12 protein-coding genes and 1 pseudogene are annotated in these 18,054 nt (G+C 64.0%); 11 read left to right on the top strand and 2 right to left on the bottom strand.

The features are described 5' to 3' along the window. Window positions 1-29: 29 nt before the first annotated feature. Genes LNV07_RS19220 through LNV07_RS19235 form a run of 4 tightly spaced genes read left to right on the top strand, consistent with a single transcriptional unit; the run spans window position 30 to window position 6,157 of the window. The gene (locus LNV07_RS19220; protein WP_263572785.1) at window positions 30-2,372 is read left to right on the top strand and encodes a response regulator; all 2,343 of its coding nucleotides are present in this window, start codon (window positions 30-32) and stop codon (window positions 2,370-2,372) included. Between the two features lies 1 nt (window position 2,373). Then, window positions 2,374-4,737: a response regulator gene (locus LNV07_RS19225; protein ID WP_263572786.1), complete on the top strand. Its 2,364-nt coding sequence runs from the start codon at window positions 2,374-2,376 to the stop codon at window positions 4,735-4,737. A 15-nt stretch (window positions 4,738-4,752) separates the two neighbouring features. Further along, window positions 4,753-5,127 (top strand): Hpt domain-containing protein, encoded by a 375-nt coding sequence (locus tag LNV07_RS19230; protein WP_263572787.1) that lies wholly within the window; start codon window positions 4,753-4,755, stop codon window positions 5,125-5,127. Further along, entirely contained in the window at window positions 5,117-6,157 is a 1,041-nt protein-coding gene (locus LNV07_RS19235) for an adenylate/guanylate cyclase domain-containing protein (RefSeq protein WP_263572788.1), read from the top strand. The genes LNV07_RS19230 and LNV07_RS19235 overlap by 11 nt, the downstream gene beginning before the upstream one ends. Here the strand turns inward: LNV07_RS19235 and hutH are convergent, their stop codons facing one another. Together hutH and hutU are read right to left on the bottom strand one after the other, a co-directional pair. Next, window positions 6,158-7,708: a histidine ammonia-lyase gene (gene hutH, locus LNV07_RS19240; RefSeq protein WP_263572789.1), complete on the bottom strand. Its 1,551-nt coding sequence runs from the start codon at window positions 7,706-7,708 to the stop codon at window positions 6,158-6,160. A gap of 20 nt (window positions 7,709-7,728) precedes the next feature. Then, window positions 7,729-9,432, bottom strand: coding sequence for a urocanate hydratase (gene hutU, locus LNV07_RS19245; RefSeq protein ID WP_263572790.1), 1,704 nt, complete (start codon window positions 9,430-9,432; stop codon window positions 7,729-7,731). 109 nt (window positions 9,433-9,541) lie between these two features. Here hutU and hutC point away from each other — a divergent pair, with 109 nt between their 5' ends. The 7 genes and pseudogenes from hutC (at window position 9,542) to galB (ending at window position 18,020) form a co-directional block, all read left to right on the top strand. Next, window positions 9,542-10,264 (top strand): histidine utilization repressor, encoded by a 723-nt coding sequence (gene hutC / locus LNV07_RS19250; RefSeq protein WP_263572791.1) that lies wholly within the window; start codon window positions 9,542-9,544, stop codon window positions 10,262-10,264. Window positions 10,265-10,337: 73 nt separating this feature from the next. Further along, the gene (locus tag LNV07_RS19255) at window positions 10,338-10,889 is read left to right on the top strand and encodes a HutD/Ves family protein (protein WP_263572792.1); all 552 of its coding nucleotides are present in this window, start codon (window positions 10,338-10,340) and stop codon (window positions 10,887-10,889) included. 2 nt (window positions 10,890-10,891) lie between these two features. Next, window positions 10,892-12,121, top strand: coding sequence for an imidazolonepropionase (gene hutI / locus LNV07_RS19260; protein WP_263572793.1), 1,230 nt, complete (start codon window positions 10,892-10,894; stop codon window positions 12,119-12,121). Continuing rightward, the gene (gene hutG / locus LNV07_RS19265) at window positions 12,118-12,942 is read left to right on the top strand and encodes an N-formylglutamate deformylase (RefSeq protein ID WP_263572794.1); all 825 of its coding nucleotides are present in this window, start codon (window positions 12,118-12,120) and stop codon (window positions 12,940-12,942) included. The genes hutI and hutG overlap by 4 nt, the downstream gene beginning before the upstream one ends. Beyond that, window positions 12,939-14,309 (top strand): formimidoylglutamate deiminase, encoded by a 1,371-nt coding sequence (locus tag LNV07_RS19270; protein ID WP_263572795.1) that lies wholly within the window; start codon window positions 12,939-12,941, stop codon window positions 14,307-14,309. Before hutG ends, LNV07_RS19270 begins: the two co-directional genes overlap by 4 nt. A 379-nt stretch (window positions 14,310-14,688) precedes the next feature. Then, window positions 14,689-14,933 (top strand): annotated as a pseudogene (locus tag LNV07_RS19275) (integrase core domain-containing protein); the annotation flags it as partial. Window positions 14,934-15,581: 648 nt separating this feature from the next. Continuing rightward, complete coding sequence (gene galB / locus LNV07_RS19280) at window positions 15,582-18,020, top strand: beta-galactosidase GalB (RefSeq protein ID WP_263572824.1); 2,439 nt, start codon at window positions 15,582-15,584, stop codon at window positions 18,018-18,020. Window positions 18,021-18,054 lie beyond the last annotated feature (34 nt).

Below are 18,054 nucleotides of genomic sequence, written 5' to 3' on the forward strand. Positions count from 1 at the left end.
CGTCGTGCAAGCTCAGCTATCCCGGCTCGATGGACGGCGTTGACGCCACCGGCCCCGAGGGGGCTTGTGCCGAGCCTGCGCGGCTCGGCCTAGCGCAGAGGATAGACGGCGTGCGCTACGCCCTGATCGCCGAGAATATGCGCTTTGGCATTCCCGCCGGCCTACCGTCCTTGTTCTTGCTTTGCTTCGCCCTGACCCGGCAGGGCGAGCTGCGGGGGCTGCTGCCTTGGGCTTTGCTGGTCTTGCTGACGCTGGCCTTGTATGCGCTCTTTGCACCGCAGCGGCTGCGTTTGCAGGCGAGTGGCCGTCAGCGCGATTGGGGGCGGCTGCTCTGTGTCTACAACGGTCTGCTCGGTTGTGCCTGGGGCCTTGCGGGCTGGCTCTTCTTTGATGCCGATCCGACCCGCTTGCTGATACTCAATGTGCTCTTGCTGGGCATGTTGATCAGCGCGGCCATGGCCACCGCCGGGCATGCGGCTGTGTACGCATTCGGGCTGCCACTGTTGCTGCCTTTTGTGTTGCGCGCCGGGCTGCAAGACGACCGGCTTGCCCAGCTCAATCTGCTGGCCGTGCTGCTGCTGGCTGCTTGCGTGTTGGCCTATGCGCATAGATTTGGCGCGGCAATTCGGGAATCGATTGCGATGCGCTTCGAGAACGAACGCTTGAACGAGGCGCTGACCGAGCAGCGCGTGCAAGAGCGCACCCGCGTGCTGGAGGAATCGAACCGGCAGAAGTCCGCGTTCCTGGCGGTGATGAGCCATGAGATCCGCACGCCGATGAACGCGGTCATCGGCATGAGCGGTCTGATGCTGGACACCGAGCTGACGGCCGAGCAGCGCGACTATGCCGAGACCATCCGGGATTCGGGCGATGCGCTGCTGACCATCATCAACGACATCCTCGACTTCTCCAAGATCGAGGCCGGCCGCATCGATTTGGAGAACGCACCGTTTGACCTGCGCGATTGCATCGAGTCGGCGCTTGATTTGGTCGGCCAGCGTGCGCTCGAGAAGCAGCTCAATATCGCCTATGTGTTCGAGGCCAATGGCGCGAATGAGGTGCCGGCGGCCATCAGAGGGGATGTGACGCGCTTGCGGCAGATTCTGTTGAATCTGCTCAGCAATGCGATCAAGTTCACCGACAAGGGTGAGGTGTCGCTGACCGTCGCCAGCCAGCGCCTGCGTGCCGATGGCAGCATCGAAGACCGAGTATTTCAAAGCAAGGGCCAGTCACCGAATGCCCCGCCCGGCCCGAGCGTCGAGCCGGGCTATCGGGGCCGACGTTTTGTGCAGCTGCATTTCACCGTGCGCGACACCGGCATCGGCCTGACCGAACAAGGCATGAGCCGCTTGTTCCAGCAGTTCAGCCAGGCCGACAGCTCGACCACGCGTAAATATGGCGGCACCGGCCTGGGGCTGGCGATCAGCAAGCGCTTGTGCGAGTTGATGGGCGGGCGCATCTGGGTCGAGAGCCCGGGTGCCGGCCTGGGCAGCAGCTTTCATTTCACGCTGCGGGTCTTCGAGGCCGACCTGTCCTCCAGTTCTAGTCGGCATGCGCTGATCGGCTCGCAGTTGGCGCTCAAGGGCAAGCGCATGCTGGTGGTGGACGACAGCGCCACCAACCGCCGCCTGCTGGCGCTGCAGACGGCCAAATGGGGCATGGTGCCCAAGGACAGCGCCTCGCCCACCCAAGCGCTGCAATGGTTGCGCAGCGATGCAGAGCCCTTCGATCTGGCGGTGCTGGATATGCAAATGCCCGAAATGGACGGGCTTGAATTGGCAAAACAGATTCGCGTGCTCAGGCCGGGCTTGCCGCTGATTCTGTTCACCTCCTTGGGCCGCCAGGAAGTGGGGGAGATCTGCGGCCTGTTCGCCGCTTGCATGCACAAGCCGCTGCGCCAGAGCCAGTTGTTCGACACCTTGATGAACGTTTTTGGCCGACCCACCGAGCCGCACCATCCATTGCCCAGCAAACCCCGGCTTGATGCGGCCATGGCCGCGCGCCACCCGCTGCGCATCCTGCTGGCCGAAGACAACGCGGTCAACCAGAAGCTGGCGCTGCGCCTGCTGAGCCAGATGGGCTACCGCGCCGATGTCGCCAGCAATGGCATCGAGGTGATCGAAAGCCTTGAGCGCCAGCCCTACGACCTGGTGCTGATGGATGTGCAAATGCCCGAGATGGACGGGCTGGAGGCGAGCCGCGAGATCAATCGGCGTTGGCCCACAGCCCGGCCCCACATCGCCGCCATGACCGCCAACGCGATGCAAGGCGATAGGGAGTTATGCATCGCGGCCGGCATGGATGACTATTTGAGCAAACCGATCCGCGTCGAAGCCTTGGTGCAGGCCTTGATGCAGGTGAAGGAACGTTGAGATGCAGACCGAAATTACCAACGGCCACTTGCCCGGCCTGCTGACCCGGCTCAGTCGTCGGGTCGCGCTGAGTGAGCTTGACCCGAGCAGCCGAGACGGTCTGCGGCTGACCCAGTTGCAGATCATGTCCGCCAACACGCGCACCGGTGTTGTGGTCTCGCTGGGGGGCGTTGCGATCTTCGCGCAGGCGCTGAGCAACGCTGGAGTCGGGGGCGGCGTTTGGGTTTGGGCGGCCGCGATGCTGCTGCTGACGGCCGCCTATTTCTTGGCCGTCGCCCCGCGGCAGCGGGCCTTGACGCAAGCCGGCCGCTTGGCAACGGCGCTCAAGTTGCAGCTCGCTTTCGACGCCTGCTATGGCCTCTTGTGGGGCGTTTCGGCGCTGCTGTTTTTTGCGCCGGACACGGCACGTTTGATGTTGCTGATCATCGCGCTGGCGCTCAATTTGATGGCGGTGGCGATGGCCACGGCCATTTATCTGCCGAGCATGTTCGCCTTGACTTCGATGCTATCGCTGCCCTTCTTGCTGGCCGCCTTGTGGGCGGGCGACAGGGAACCCTTGTTGTCCGCTGCGGGGCTGCTGGCCGTGCTGGTGCCGGTGCTGTTGGCGGGGCTGCGCTATCACCATGCGCTGATTGATTCGATCTTGATGCGTTTTGAGAACAAGCGTTTGTTCGAGGAGGCCAACCGCGCTCGCGCTTCCGCTGAGGCCGCCAATCAAGCCAAGAGTGCCTTTCTCGCGACCATGAGCCATGAGATCCGCACGCCGATGAACGCGGTGATCGGCATGAGCGGCCTGATGCTGGACACCGCCTTGACACCTGAGCAGCGCGACTATGCCGAGACCATTCGAGACTCCGGCGATGCCTTGCTGACCATCATCAACGACATCCTCGACTTCTCCAAGATCGAGGCCGGTCGCATCGAGCTCGAGAATGCGCCCTTTGATCTCAGAGACTGCATCGAGTCGGCGTTCGATCTGCTCGGCCAGCGCGCGCTCGAGAAGCAGATCAATATCGCCTATGTGTTCGAGGCCCATGCCGGCAACGAGGTGCCGGCGGCCATCACCGGCGATGCAACTCGTTTGCGGCAAATTCTGTTGAACCTGCTCGGCAACGCGATCAAGTTCACCGACAAGGGCGAGGTCTCGCTGACGGTTGCGAGCCAGCGCCTGCGGGCCGATGGCAGCATTGAAGACAGGGTTTTTGCAAAGCTCGCAGACAAGCCCGAGGGCGGGGGGCCGGGCGAACAAGGCTATCGGGGCCGACGCTTTGTGCAGCTGCATTTCACCGTCCACGACACCGGCATCGGCCTGAGCGAGCAGACCATGGGCCGCCTGTTTCAGCAGTTCAGCCAAGCCGACAGTTCGACCACGCGCCGATATGGCGGCACCGGCTTGGGGCTGGTGATCAGCAAGCGTCTGAGCGAGTTGATGGGTGGGCGCATGTGGGTGGAAAGCCCGGGCGCCGGCCTGGGCAGCAGCTTTCATTTCACGCTGCAGGTCTTCGAGGCCGATCTGTCCACGGGTTCGGGTCGCCATGCCTTGATCGGTACGCAAGCGGCGCTGAAAGGCAAGCGCATGCTGGTGATCGACGATAACGCGACCAACCGGCGTCTGCTGGCGCTGCAGTCGGCCAAATGGGGCATGGTGCCCAAGGACAGCGCCTCGCCCGCGCAAGCGCTGCAATGGCTGCGCAGTGATGCCGAGCCCTTCGATCTGGCGGTGCTGGATATGCAAATGCCCGAGATGGACGGGCTTGAGTTGGCAAAACAGATTCGCTCCATCAGGCCGAGCTTGCCGCTGATTCTGTTCACCTCGCTGGGCCGCCAGGAAGTTGGGGAGTTTGACGGCCTGTTCGCCGCTTGCATGCACAAGCCGCTGCGCCAGAGCCAGTTGTTCGACACCTTGATGAACGTTTTTGGCCACGCCGCCACAGAGCACCATCCCATGCCCAGCAAACCCAGGCTTGATGCGGCCATGGCCGAGCGCCACCCGCTGCGCATCCTGCTGGCCGAGGACAACGCGGTCAACCAGAAGCTGGCGCTGCGCCTGCTCAGTCAGATGGGCTACCGAGCCGATGTGGCCAGCAACGGCATCGAGGCGATTGAGTGCGTGGAGCGCCAGACCTATGACCTGCTGCTGATGGATGTGCAAATGCCCGAAATGGACGGGCTGGCCGCCAGCCGCGAGATCGGCCGGCGCTGGCCCGACAGTCGGCCGCGCATCGTCGCCATGACGGCCAACGCCATGCAGGGCGACCGTGAGGACTGCATGGCCGCTGGCATGGACGATTATGTGAGCAAGCCGATCCGCGTCGAGGCGCTGGTTGCAGCCCTGCTTGCCAGTCGAACTCGAAAACAAACCTGAAGCAAAGGCCATGAAATGACAAGCAGCAGCAACAGCGTCAGCAACAGCAATGCCATAGATCTGCCCACCTTTACCGACTTGCAAGGAGCGGCCGGTGTCGAGTTCGTGGTGGAGCTTACCGAGACCTTTTTGGAGGAAGCACCACAGCAAATTCAGGCGCTGCATCAGGCCCTTCGCTGCGGCGATCAGGCCGCGTTCAGGCGCGCCGCACACACGCTCAAGTCGAACGGCAGTACCTTCGGAGCCCTGGCTTTCAGCGCGCTGGCGCGGGAGCTGGAGTTGAGCAAGCTGAGCGACTTGGGTGCCGAGGGCGCGCTGATGTTGCAGCGCCTCGAGGACGAGTACAGACTAGCCGCGCAGGCCCTGAAGGAGTTGTGCCATGCGACGTGAAGAACACAGGACAGGCAGGCTCTTGTTGGTCGATGACAACCGGGTCAATCGCCTGCTCCTGACCCGCCATGTCAGCCAGCTCGGCCACCAGGTGGACACGGCCGAGAACGGCTTGTTGGCCTTGCAGATGCTGCGCCAGAAGAGCTACGACCTCTTGCTGCTGGACATCGAAATGCCGGAGATGGACGGCTTCGAGGTACTGAGCGAGATGTTCTCGGACCCCAAGTTGCATGACCTGCCGGTGATCGTCACGTCCTCGCTGGAGGGGCTGGAGAACGTGGTGCGCTGCATCGAGTTGGGCGCCGAAGACTACCTGAGCAAGCCGGTTAATGCGGTGCTGCTGAAGGCGCGCATCAATGCCAGCCTGGAGAAGAAACGTCTGCGTGACGCGCAGCGCGATATGGTCAGCCGCTTTGCCACGCTGGAGGTCGCGCAAGACATGGCCAGTTCGGGCTTTGCCTTGGGCGGGCGGCGCGTGCAGGCGACGGTGATGTTCTGCGATATCCGTGGCTTTACCGGCATGGTGGAGCAGCAAACGCCGGAGGAGGTGATCGAACTGCTCAATACCTATTACACCTTGATGTTCGATGCCATCAACGGCCTGGGCGGCGTGGTCAATCAGATGATTGGCGACGGGTTGATGGCGATCTTTGGCGCGCCGCAGCCCTTGCCCGAACATGCCGCTTGCGCGGTGGCGGCGGGGCTGGAAATGATCGCGATGATGGCCCAATTCAGCGCCGAGCAGGTGGCAGCTGGCCGGGCCCCGTTGAAGATAGGCGTTGGCATCGCCACCGGCGAGATGATCGCCGGCTACACCGGCACCGATGCACGCGCCACCTACACCTGCATCGGCGACACCGTCAACCTGGCGGCCCGCCTGGAAGCGCATACCAAGGCGGCGCAACGCGCCATCCTGATCGACGCCGCCACACACGATGCCTTGCGTGGCGAGGTGTCCACCGAGTCGCTAGGCCCGGTGCTGCTCAAGGGCAAGGCCGAGTCGGTGCAGGTGTATGCGGTGTTAGCTTAGTTAGTTAAGCACCACCAAGCCGCCGACGTTTTGCACCAAGGGCGTCAGCGCGCCGCTGCCGACGAGTTCGAACGCATGGGCAATGTCCGGCGCCATATAGTGGTCAGTGGGCATGGCCGGGCAGGTCTTGCGCACCAGGGCGTGCACCTGCTCAAGGGCCGCCGAGCTTTGCAGCGGACGCAGGAACTCGAAGCCTTGGGCGGCGGCCAGCAGCTCGATGCCGATGATGTGGGCGGTGTTGTCCAGCATCTGGCCCAGGCGGCGCGCGCCAAAAGTGGCCATGGACACATGGTCTTCCTGGTTGGCACTGGTCGGCAGGCTGTCGACGCTGGCCGGGTGGGCGAGCGACTTGTTCTCGCTCGCCAACGCTGCAGCGGTCACATGCGCAATCATGAAGCCGGAATTCAAGCCTGCGTTGGCGGTCAGGAAGGCCGGCAGGCGCGACACGCTGGTGTCGATCAGCATCGCGATGCGGCGCTCGGCAATCGCGCCGACTTCGGCAATCGCGCAGGCCAAGGCGTCGGCCGCCAGCGCCACCGGCTCGGCGTGGAAATTGCCGCCGCTGACCATCGCACTCGTGCCGTCGGCATTGGCAAACACCAGCGGGTTGTCGGTGACGGCATTCGCTTCGCGCAAAAGCACATCGCGCACATAACGGCTTTGGTCCAGGCATGCACCCATCACCTGCGGCTGGCAGCGCAGGCAATAAGGGTCTTGCACGCGCTCGTCACCCTCCTGGTGCGAGGCGCGGATCGCGCTGCCGGCGAGCAACTGGCGATAGGCGGCTGCAGTCTCGATCTGGCCGGGCTGGCCGCGCACTGCATGGATGCGGGCGTCAAACGGGCCGTCGCTGCCGCGCGCGGCGTCCAAGCTCAGGGCGCCGCTGACGATAGCCGCCGCAAAGACGATCTCGTAGCGCAGCAGGCCTTCGAGTGCCAGCGCGGTGCTGGTCTGCGTGCCGTTGATCAAGGCCAGGCCTTCCTTGGCCTGCAAGACCAGCGGCGCGATGCCGTGCTTTTGCAGCTCGGCCAGCGCCGGTTTGCGTTGGCCGTCGACCAGCATTTCACCTTCGCCCAACAGGGCCAAGGTCATATGCGCGAGCGGCGCCAGGTCGCCCGAGGCGCCGACTGAACCTTGTGCCGGCACATAGGGGATCAGGCCTGCGTTGAAGACCGCCAGCAGGCTTTGCACGACTTCCTCGCGCACGCCGGAATGGCCGCGTGCCAAGGACGCTGCCTTGGTGGCCAGCATCATGCGCACGACGCCGGGTTGCAGCGGCGCGCCGACGCCGACGCAATGCGAGCGGATCAGGTTGAACTGCAGCGTGGCCAGGTCTTCCTTGCTGATGCGGGTGGAGGCCAGCTTGCCGAAGCCGGTGTTGACGCCGTAGACCGGCGCATCGCCGGCAGCGGCGGCTTGCACCACGGCGGCGGCGCGGCGGATGATCTCGGTGCTGCTGGCGTGCAGGCTCAGCTGGACATCGCCGTTACGGATCTGGCGCAACTGGTCCAGCGTGATGTGGCCAGGGGTGATTTCGAGTTGAATAGACATTTTTTGTTCCGATTTTTAGTTCAACGATCCAGCATGGGCATATTCAGCCCCCGCTCGCGCGCCGTCGTTTTGGCGATCTCGTAGCCGGCATCGGCATGGCGCATCACGCCGGTGCCGGGGTCGTTGTAGAGCACGCGTTCCAGGCGCTTGGCCGCCGCATCCGTGCCGTCGGCAACGATCACCACGCCGCTGTGCTGGCTGAAGCCCATGCCGACGCCGCCGCCATGGTGCAGGCTGACCCAGGTCGCACCGCCGGCGGTGTTCAGCAGCGCGTTGAGCAGCGGCCAGTCGGAGACTGCGTCCGAGCCGTCCTGCATGCTTTCGGTTTCGCGGTTAGGACTGGCGACCGAGCCGCTGTCGAGGTGGTCGCGGCCGATCACGATCGGCGCTTTGAGCTCGCCTGACTTGACCATCTCGTTGAAGGCCAGGCCGGCGATATGGCGCTCGCCCAGGCCCAGCCAGCAAATGCGTGCCGGCAGGCCCTGGAAGGCGATGCGCTCGCGCGCCATGTCCAACCAGCGGTGCACATGGGCATGCTGCGGGAACAATTCCTTGATCTTGGCATCGGTCTTGTAGATGTCCTCAGGGTCGCCGGACAGCGCCACCCAACGGAAGGGGCCGCGGCCCTCGCAGAACTGCGGGCGCACATAGGCGGGCACAAAGCCCGGGAAGTCAAAGGCGTTCTTGACGCCTTGCTCCAGCGCCACCTGGCGGATATTGTTGCCATAGTCGACGGTCGGGATGCCCATGGCCTGGAACAAGAGCATGGCCTTGACATGGACCGCGCAGCTGGCGGCTGCGGCGGCCTTCAGTTCGGCATGCTGGGCCGGGTCGGCCGCGGCGGCCTTCCACTGTTCAACCGACCAGCCGGCCGGCAAATAGCCATTGATCAGGTCATGCGCGCTGGTCTGGTCGGTGACCAGATCGGGCTTGACGCTCGCGTCGGTCTTGCAGCGCTCGGCCAGCGCCGGCAGGATGGTGGCGGCATTGCCGAGCAGCGCGATCGAGATCGCTTTGCCTTCGGCGGTGTATTTCTTCAGCCGGGCCAAGGCGTCATCGAGGTCGGTGGCCTGCTCGTCCACATAACGGGTCTTGAGGCGGAAATCGATGCGACTTTGCTGGCATTCGATGTTCAGCGAGCAGGCGCCGGCAAAAGTCGCGGCCAGCGGTTGCGCGCCGCCCATGCCGCCCAGGCCGGCGGTTAGCACCCAGCGGCCTTTGAGCGAACCACCGTAATGTTGGCGGCCGGCTTCGGCGAAGGTCTCATATGTGCCTTGCACGATGCCTTGCGTGCCGATATAGATCCAGCTGCCGGCCGTCATCTGGCCATACATCATCAGGCCCTTGCGGTCGAGCTCGTTGAAATGCTCCCAGGTGGACCAATGCGGCACCAGATTGGAATTGGCGATCAGCACGCGCGGTGCATCCGCATGGGTGCGGAAGATGCCGACCGGCTTGCCCGACTGGATCAGCAGCGTCTCGTCATCGCTGAGCTTCTTCAGGGAATCGATGATGGCCTCGAAGCAGTCCCAGTTGCGGGCCGCCTTGCCGATGCCGCCGTACACCACCAGCGCGTCCGGGTTCTCGGCCACCTCGGGGTCCAGATTGTTTTGCAGCATCCGGAACGCGGCTTCGGTCAGCCAGCTTTTGCAGCTCAGCGTGGTACCGGTGGGGGCGCGCACAACGCGCGGCTGGGCTTGGGTGGGGGAGGGCTTGTTGCTCATGAGGACTCCTGCTGATGAACCGGAAGTTTGGCGAATTGATCTGCGATTTGCTTTTCGAATGTTGCGCAATGTACTTGTCTATACAAGTACAGTCAAGTAGCATTCGGCCATGCCAAGAAAAACAAGTTCGGTGCCGGCGCCGCAGTATCTGAAGGTCAAGAACCATTTGCGTGAGCGCATCGCCTCCGGCCATTGGGTGGCCGGAGATCTGCTGCCCTCGGAGGCCGAACTGGTGCAATTGTTCGAGGTCAGCCGCATGACCGTCAACCGCGCTTTGCGTGAGTTGAGCCAAGAAGGCCTGGTTGAGCGCTTGCAAGGGGTGGGCACTTTTGTGGCGCAGTTGCACCGGATCTCGTCGACGCTGAATGTGCGCGACGTGCATGACGAAATCTTGCAGCGCGGCCACCAGCACCAAGTCAAGGTGCATAGCTTGGCAACGCTGAAGGCCGATGGGCCCCAAGCCGCCGACTTTGACTTGGCAACCGGCGCCAAGCTCTTCCATAGCGTGATCGTGCATTTCGAGAATGGCGTGGCGATCCAGTGCGAAGACCGACTGGTCAACCCGGCCTGCGCGCCGGCCTATCTCGACCTCGATTTTGCACAAACCACGCCGACAAACTATTTGCTTGAGGTTGCGCCTTTGTCGGAGGCCCGATACACGATAGAGTCACTGCTGCCTTCGGCGCTGGAGGCGAAGTTGCTGGGCATTTCCAAACAGGATCCCTGTCTGGTGGTCAAGCGCCGCACCTTCAGCCGCGGCCAAACCGTCACCACGGTGCGGCTCACCCACCCGGGTTCGCTTTATGTTCTTGAAGGGAGTTTTCAAGCATGAGACCAATGAACGGCCGCCCGGAATTGGGCTCGCCACCGCTTGGCGGGTCGGCGCAGAGCGACGGGGTGCACCCATGAGTTGGATACAGATTTCTGCCGAAGAAGTTACCCCACAGGCTTGGCGCAATGGCGGTGGGCAGACCCGCGAGTTGCTGGCCTGGCCGCATCCCGCCGATTGGGCGCTGCGCATCAGCGTTGCCGATATCGAGCGCGACGGGCCGTTCTCGGCCTTTGAGGGCGTGCAGCGCTGGTTCGGCGTGCTGCAAGGCGACGGCGTAAGGCTGGCCGACTGGGAGTTGCGCGCCGGCGATGAGCCGATCAGCTTCGACGGCGGCCTGGCGCCTCCTTGTGCGCTGATAGGCGGTGCGACGCGCGACTTCAATCTGATGCACCGCCGTGGCCGTGGTCGGGTCAAGGTTCAGGCCGCCAACAGCCTGCCGGCCGACTGGATACCCAAGGGCCGTTGGGTCGGCCTGTTCACGGTCAATGGTGGGCGCTTGCTGCATGGCGGGCGGGCGATGAGCTTGGGCGCGATGAGCCTGGCCTGGTGTGAAGATCCGGCGCCGCAGGCCTGCAGCTTTGAAGGCCAAGGCGCCGCCTGGTGGATGACTTGGAGTGAGGAATAGACATGAGCAGTAGCAGCGTTTTCAAACTGTGGACCAACGCCCGGCTCGCCACCCTGGCCGGCGACCCCAAAGAGAATCCCTGGGGTTGGGTCGAGCATGGCGCGATGCTGTCGCAGGGCGAACATCTGCTCTGGGCCGGTGACATCGCCGATCTCGACCCCGAGTTCCGTAGCGGCCTGGCGCAGGAGCATGACCTCGGCGGCGCCGTCGTCACACCCGGCCTGATTGATTGCCATACCCACCTCGTCTATGGGGGTCAGCGGGCGGCCGAGTTCGAGCAACGCTTGCTGGGCGCCAGCTATGAAGACATCGCCCGTGCCGGTGGCGGCATCCGCTCCAGCGTCGCCGCCACCCGCGCCGCCAGCGAGCATCAGCTTTACGCGCAGGCGGCGCACCGTGCCTTGAATCTGCTCAAGGAAGGCGTTACGACCCTGGAGGTGAAGTCGGGCTACGGGCTGAGCCTGGCGTCCGAGGCCAAGATGTTGCGCGCGGCGCGCCGGCTCAAGGGCCTGGGCGTCGATGTGCGAACCAGTTACCTGGGCGCACATGCCTTGCCGCCAGAATTCGAGGGTCGCCAGGACGCTTATGTGACGGCGCTGATCGAATGGATGACGCCGCTGCACCGTGAAGGGCTGATCGATGCAGTGGACGCGTTCTGCGAAGGCATAGGCTTTAGCCCCGAACAGACCCGGCGCATCTTTGAAGCGGCTCAAGGCCTGGGCCTGCCGGTCAAGCTGCATGCTGAGCAGCTGAGTGATCAGGGCGGCAGCCAGTTGGCGGCCGAATTCAAGGCGCTGTCTTGTGACCATTTGGAACATTTGAGCGAGGCCGGCGTGCAGGCGATGGCCGCCAGCGGCAGCGTCGCCGTGCTCTTGCCGGGCGCCTATTACTTCCTGCGTGAAAGCAAGCTGCCGCCGGTGCAGGCGCTGCGCGATGCCGGCGTGCCCATCGCCATTTCCACCGATCACAACCCTGGCACCTCGCCGACGCTGTCGTTGCTCTTGATGCTGAATATGGCCTGCACCTTGTTCCGCCTGACGCCCGAAGAAGCACTGCGCGGCGTCACCGTCAACGCGGCGCGGGCCTTGGGCCTGAGTGACCGTGGCCAGTTGACGGCGGGTCAGCGTGCCGACTTCTGCGTCTGGGATGTCGAGCACCCCAATGAGCTGGCCTATTACTTTGGCCGCAACCCCTTGAAGCGCGTGGTGCGCGGCGGGGTGGAGCGAGCATGAGTAAAGGCGCAAAACCTGAGAGCCCCGTTTTCAATTTGCGCCAGGGCCGCACGCCGCTGCTGGTCAGCATGCCGCATGTTGGCTCGGCCATTCCTGCCGATCAGGTGCGCCGTTATCAGCCGCGCGCGCTGGCCAGCGAGGACACCGATTGGCATCTGGAGCGGCTCTATGGCGACATCGCCACCGACTTGGGTGCGAGTCTGATCGTGCCGCATTACTCGCGCTATGTGATCGACCTGAATCGCCCGCCCGAGGACACGCCGATGTACCCGGGCGCCTCCAACACCGAACTCTGCCCGACGCGCTTCTTCAGCGGCGACCCGCTCTATCTGCCCGGGCAGGAGCCGAGTCGGGCCGAGCAGCTGCGCCGCCGCGAGCTGTATTGGCTGCCCTATCACCGCGCGCTGAACGCCGAGTTGCAGCGCTTGAAGGCCCTCTTCGGCTACGCGCTGCTGTTCGACGCGCACAGCATCTGCTCGGAGCTGCCCTGGTTGTTCGAGGGCCGCTTGCCTGATTTGAATCTGGGCACGGTGGAAGGGCGCTCTTGCGCAGCCGAGCTGAGGTCACAGATGAGCGAGGTCTTGGCGCAGCAAAGCGGCTACACCCAGGTCGTGGATGGCCGTTTCAAGGGCGGCTTCATCACCCGGCATTACGGTCAGCCCGCGCAGCATCAGCATGCGGTGCAGTTGGAGATGTGCTGGCGTTGCTATATGGAAGAAGAGGCCTCGCCCTTTGTCTATGACGAGGTGCGTGCGGCGGCGGTGCAGCCCGTGCTGAAAGCCTTGTTGAGCGAAATGATCAGTTGGAAACCCAAAGCATGAGCGCTGGTATTTTTTGGGCCTCGCAGGCCTGGGTCGGTGGACGCTGGCAGCAGGATGTGCGCCTGACGGTTGGTGCCGATGGCTGCTGGCAAGACATCGCCGCGGGCGTGCCGCTGGGCGAGGGCATGCAGGCCTTGGCCGGGCCCGTCATACCCAGCCTGGTCGACACGCACAGCCATGCGTTTCAGCGCGCCTTTGCCGGCCTGGCCGAGCGGCGCGACAGTGGTGATGACGACTTCTGGTCCTGGCGCGACCGCATGTACGGGCTGGCGATGCGCATCACGCCGGCTCAGCTGCAGGCGATCGCCAGCCAGCTCTATGTGGAGTTGCTGCAAGGCGGTTACACGCAGGTCTGCGAGTTTCACTATCTCCATCATCAGCCCGACGGCAGCGCCTACCCGGATGAGCTGGCGATGAGCTGGGCCTTGGCCGACGCGGCGGCTGCCGCCGGCATCGGCCTGACCTTGCTGCCGGTGCTGTATGCGCGCTCTGGCTTTGGCGCGAGCGGCCTGCGCGACGATCAGCGGCGCTTCAAGACCGATGCCGCCTGGGTCTGGCAGGCCAGTCAACGCGTGAATCAGGCGCAGCGGCCCTTGCTGAATGCCGGCGTGGCGCTGCATTCGCTGCGCGCCGCCAATGCCGATGACATTCGCAGTTTGCAGGCCATGGTCGGTGATGCCGACATCCCCATCCACATCCATATCGCCGAGCAGCAGCAGGAGGTGCGTGACTGCCTGGCCGCCACCGGCCAGCGGCCGATGCAATGGCTTTGCAATGCGCTCAAGCCGGATGCGCGCTGGCATCTGGTTCATGCGACGCACAGCACGCCGGATGAAATCGAGCAAGTCGCCGGCAGCGGCGCCACTGTCGTCATCTGCCCCGGCACCGAGGGCAATCTGGGCGATGGTCTGATCGATTTGCCGGGCTGGCTGGCGGCCGAGGTGCCGATCAGCATCGGCTCCGACAGCCATGTCACCCGCGCCTGGGGCGAGGAGTTGCGCTGGCTGGAATATGGCCAGCGCCTGGGTCTGCAGCGCCGCAATGTGGCGGCGCTGCCGGGTCAGCAGCCCAGCACGGCGGCGCGCCTGTTTGAGGCAGCGCGGGCCGGCAGTGCCGCACCGGCCGGCTTCAAACAATGGGGCTTGGAGCGAGGCGCACGGGCCGATTTCTTGGTGTTGGATGCTGACGCCAGCGGCCTGCTGGGTTTGCCGGCCGACTATTTGCTGGACGGTCTGGTCTTCTCGGCGCAGGGTCAGGTCTTGCGTGAGGTCTATGTCGCCGGCCGATTGGTTCTGCGGCAGGGGCGGCATGTGGCGCAAGATGCAATTGCGGCCGGTTTTCGTCAGGTTTTGGCGGAGTTGCGGTGAACCTTGCTAACGCAAACAAAAATGCGACCTGTGACTTGAAGCATTAATTTGCACTTTGATGCTCTCAGCATCCAGACGCCGGCCTCCGTGGGCGTGTTTTCGCATTCGGAATAAACGATCTATTTGCGCTTTGTCGATCTGTTCGTTTAAGAGTTGCACTTTGTTGGGGCTACGTATCCTTCCTCTACGGGGTGTCGCGACAGCTGCATGCTGGTTCGGCAAAGCGCTCGCCCCGATCAGTGGTCAGAACGTCAGGCTGTGGACCCGCTTTGAGGCGGAGAAGCGATAGCTATTGCCGGAGACGCGAAATGGAGCCACTTTGGGTAGCTGGGCGTACCTCCCGAGGCTTCCGGTCAACGAATTCGGAGCGCACAGGTAGCACCGGCTGTGCCCGCCGCGCCACCCGCAAGTCAACGGCATGGTGGAGCGATTCAACGGCAGATTCAGAGAGTGGTGAACCAGACTCGATTCGAGTCAGCCGCCGAGCTGGCGGCCACGCTCGACAGCTATTTGAAGACATACAAGCACCAGATTCTGCAACGCGCGCTCAATCTTTTGTCACCCGTCCAGACGCTCAAGAAATGGCAGGCCGAAAAGCCCGATCTGTTCGTGAAGCGGGTTTAAAACCAGCCGGGACTTGACACCTACGCGAGGGAGCGCGTCCAGGACTTCCGGTCACATTGCTACTACTCTTCACGCCAGCGCTTCAGCGTCTAGGTTTGCCCCCCACTTTGCCCGCTCTCCCGACCCGGTCTCGCGCCGCCCATCATGACGGGGCAGGAAGCCCAGACCGATGAAGGCCACATTGAGCGCTTCACATCGAGCCCAATCTACTGGCGCCGGCACCTTGGTATAGCCTTCAGTTCGGGGTCGGTATCGAGCGATCGTGCTGGGTCAGTGAGAGACGATTGCCAGCACAAACAGCATAGAAAGACCGCAAAAAGTGATATCTGATTGCGAAAGCCGCTCCCTATGATCGGCCAGGTTGGTCAGAGCCAACGCAGTCCAACAACGCTGAGCGCAATCCCAATGCCCGATATCCACCCTACGCCGACAAGGCTGCGCACGCGAGTTGCCTCACCTTGTCGAGCAGCATCGGCGAGAGGCGAGCTTCATCCCTGGCACCGTTTGATGTCGGCTGCGCTAAAGCTGCTGTGTTCCTTGGCTTTAGCCCTTGGGCTACCGCAAGCTCAAGCCCGAGACCGTCAAGACTGGTCGGCAGGCTGGCGGTTCACGAAAGGAGACCCTGCCGGGGCAGCAGCCTTGAACCCGGTGGACTTCAGGCCATGGCTTCTCAAGACCTCGGACGCACCACCTGCAGGCCCTGCGCCGGGTGAAGATCTGGTCTACGCAAGTAGGGCATTCGACGACAGTGGATGGCGACTGCTCGACCTGCCACACGACTGGGGTGTTGAAAGCCCATTCGTGCAGGCTCTGCCGGGTGAGACCGGCAAACTGCCCTGGCATGGTGTGGCTTGGTATCGCAAGCGTCTGCATTTGACGGCTGCGGATGCAGGGCGCCGTATTGTTCTGGAAGTTGACGGCGCGCTTTCCAATTCTGCCGTCTTCTGTAACGGCCGGCTTGTCGGGGGCTGGGCCTATGGCTATATGTCGTTCCAGGTCGATTTGACAGGCTGCCTTCAGGCTGGCGCTGACAACAGCCTGGCAATCCGCTTGGACAACCCGGCCGGCTCATCTCGCTGGTATCCCGGCGGGGGGCTGTATCGGCATGTCTGGCTGACGCGGACCGGCGCGGTGCATGTGCTGGCGGATCAGCAGTTCGTGCATACGCCAGAGGTGTCCGCCGAGAAGGCCACCGTGGCCGTGCGCTCTGCCGTTGCGAATAGTTCGCCGGGGCCTGTGAAGGCTGCGGTTGAGGTGGAGATTTTCCGTGCAGACGCGCAAGGGCGTCCAGTCGGGGCACCGCTCGCTCGAACGCGCGAGCTTGTGCACCATTTGAAGCCGGGCGCTCTGCAAACATTTGACTTCAATCTGAAATTGAGCCGGCCGGCGCTTTGGGATGTGAAGTCGCCGCACCGGCACGTGGCCGTGACTCTGGTAAGCCAGGGCGGGCGCCTACGAGATCGCGTAGATACGCCCTTCGGCATCCGCCAGATCGCTTTCAAGGCCGATGACGGCTTTCATCTCAATGGCCGCCGAGTAGCCCTCAAGGGCGTGTGCATGCACCATGACCTCGGCGCGCTTGGTGCCGCCTTCAACGTGCGAGCCGCAGAGCGCCAGCTGGAACTGCTGCGCGAGATGGGCGTCAATGCGCTGCGCACCAGCCACAACCCGCCGGCACCCGAACTGCTAGAGCTGACGGATCGCATGGGCTTCGTCGTCATCAACGAGCTCTTCGACACCTGGACGCAGGCCAAGAAGCCGCAGGACTACCACCAGCATTTCCCCGCCTGGTCAGAGGCCGATGCACGCACCTGGGTTCGGCGCGACCGCAACCACCCGTCCGTCATCCTGTGGAGCACCGGCAACGAACTGCATGAGCTGGGCATGAAGATGGGCCCTGCGGTGTCTAACCGTCTGGCGAACATCGTCAGGTCGGAAGACCCGACCCGGCTCATCACCGTGGGCGCCCATGACGTGGAGTCCGGCTTCAACGGGTTCCAGAAGACGGTGGGCGTGTTTGGCTACAACTACAAGCCGCACGAGTACGCCAGGTTCCATCGGGCCAACCCGACGCTGCCGCTCTACGGCAGCGAGACGGCCTCGACCGTGAGCTCGCGGGGCGAATACCACTTCCCCGTCACCGACGACAAGGCGGGCGGATTGACGGGCTACCACGTCAGCTCCTATGACCTCTACTCGCCGTGGTGGGCCTCCTCGCCCGACGTCGAGTTCCGCGGCCAGGACCAGAACCGCTTTGTCGCCGGGGAGTTCGTCTGGACGGGCTTCGACTACCTGGGCGAGCCCACGCCGTTCAACGACGACGCCACCAACCTGTTCAACTTCCACACGCCCGAAGCGCGGGCTCGCGCCGCCGAGGAACTGGCGCGGCTGGGCACGCTGCAGCTGCCCTCCCGCAGCTCGTACTTCGGCATCTTCGACCTCGCCGGCTTCAAGAAGGACCGCTTCTGGCTCTACCAGTCGCGCTGGCGCCCCGAGCTGCCGAGCGCCCACATCCTCCCGCACTGGAACTGGCCGGAGCGCGTGGGTCAGGTCACGCCGGTGCATGTGTACACCTCGGGCGACGAGGCGGAGCTGTTCCTGAACGGCCGCTCGCTGGGCCGCCGCAAGAAGGGCGACGGCGAGTACCGGCTGCGCTGGAACGACGTCGTCTACGAGCCGGGCGAACTCACCGTCGTGGCCTACTGGAAGGGTCAGGACTGGGCGCGCAGCCGTGTCGTCACGACGGGGCCGGCCCAGCTGCTGCAGCTGGCCGCCGACCGCGCAGAGATCCGCGCCGATGGCCGCGACCTGTCGTTCATCACGGCCACCGTGGTTGACCAGGCCGGCCGCGCCGTCCCGCGCAGCAAGCCGCGCCTGACGTTCACGATCGACGGCCCGGGTGAACTGGTCGCCACCGACAACGGCGACCCGACCGACCACACCAGCTTCAAGTCTGCGCAGCGCCACGCCTTTAACGCCCTCGCGCTGGCCATCGTGAAGTTCAAGCCGGGCGCCACGCAGCCCGTCACGCTGAAGGTGACGGCCGAGGGGCTGGCGCCGGCTGAAGTGCTGCTCCACCCCCGTTGACCTCACGCCCGCCGCGCAGCCACCTCCTGCGCGG

Origin of the sequence: Roseateles oligotrophus (assembly GCF_025717515.1) — a bacterium.
GTDB classification, from domain to species: Bacteria; Pseudomonadota; Gammaproteobacteria; order Burkholderiales; family Burkholderiaceae_C; genus Paucibacter_A; species Paucibacter_A oligotrophus.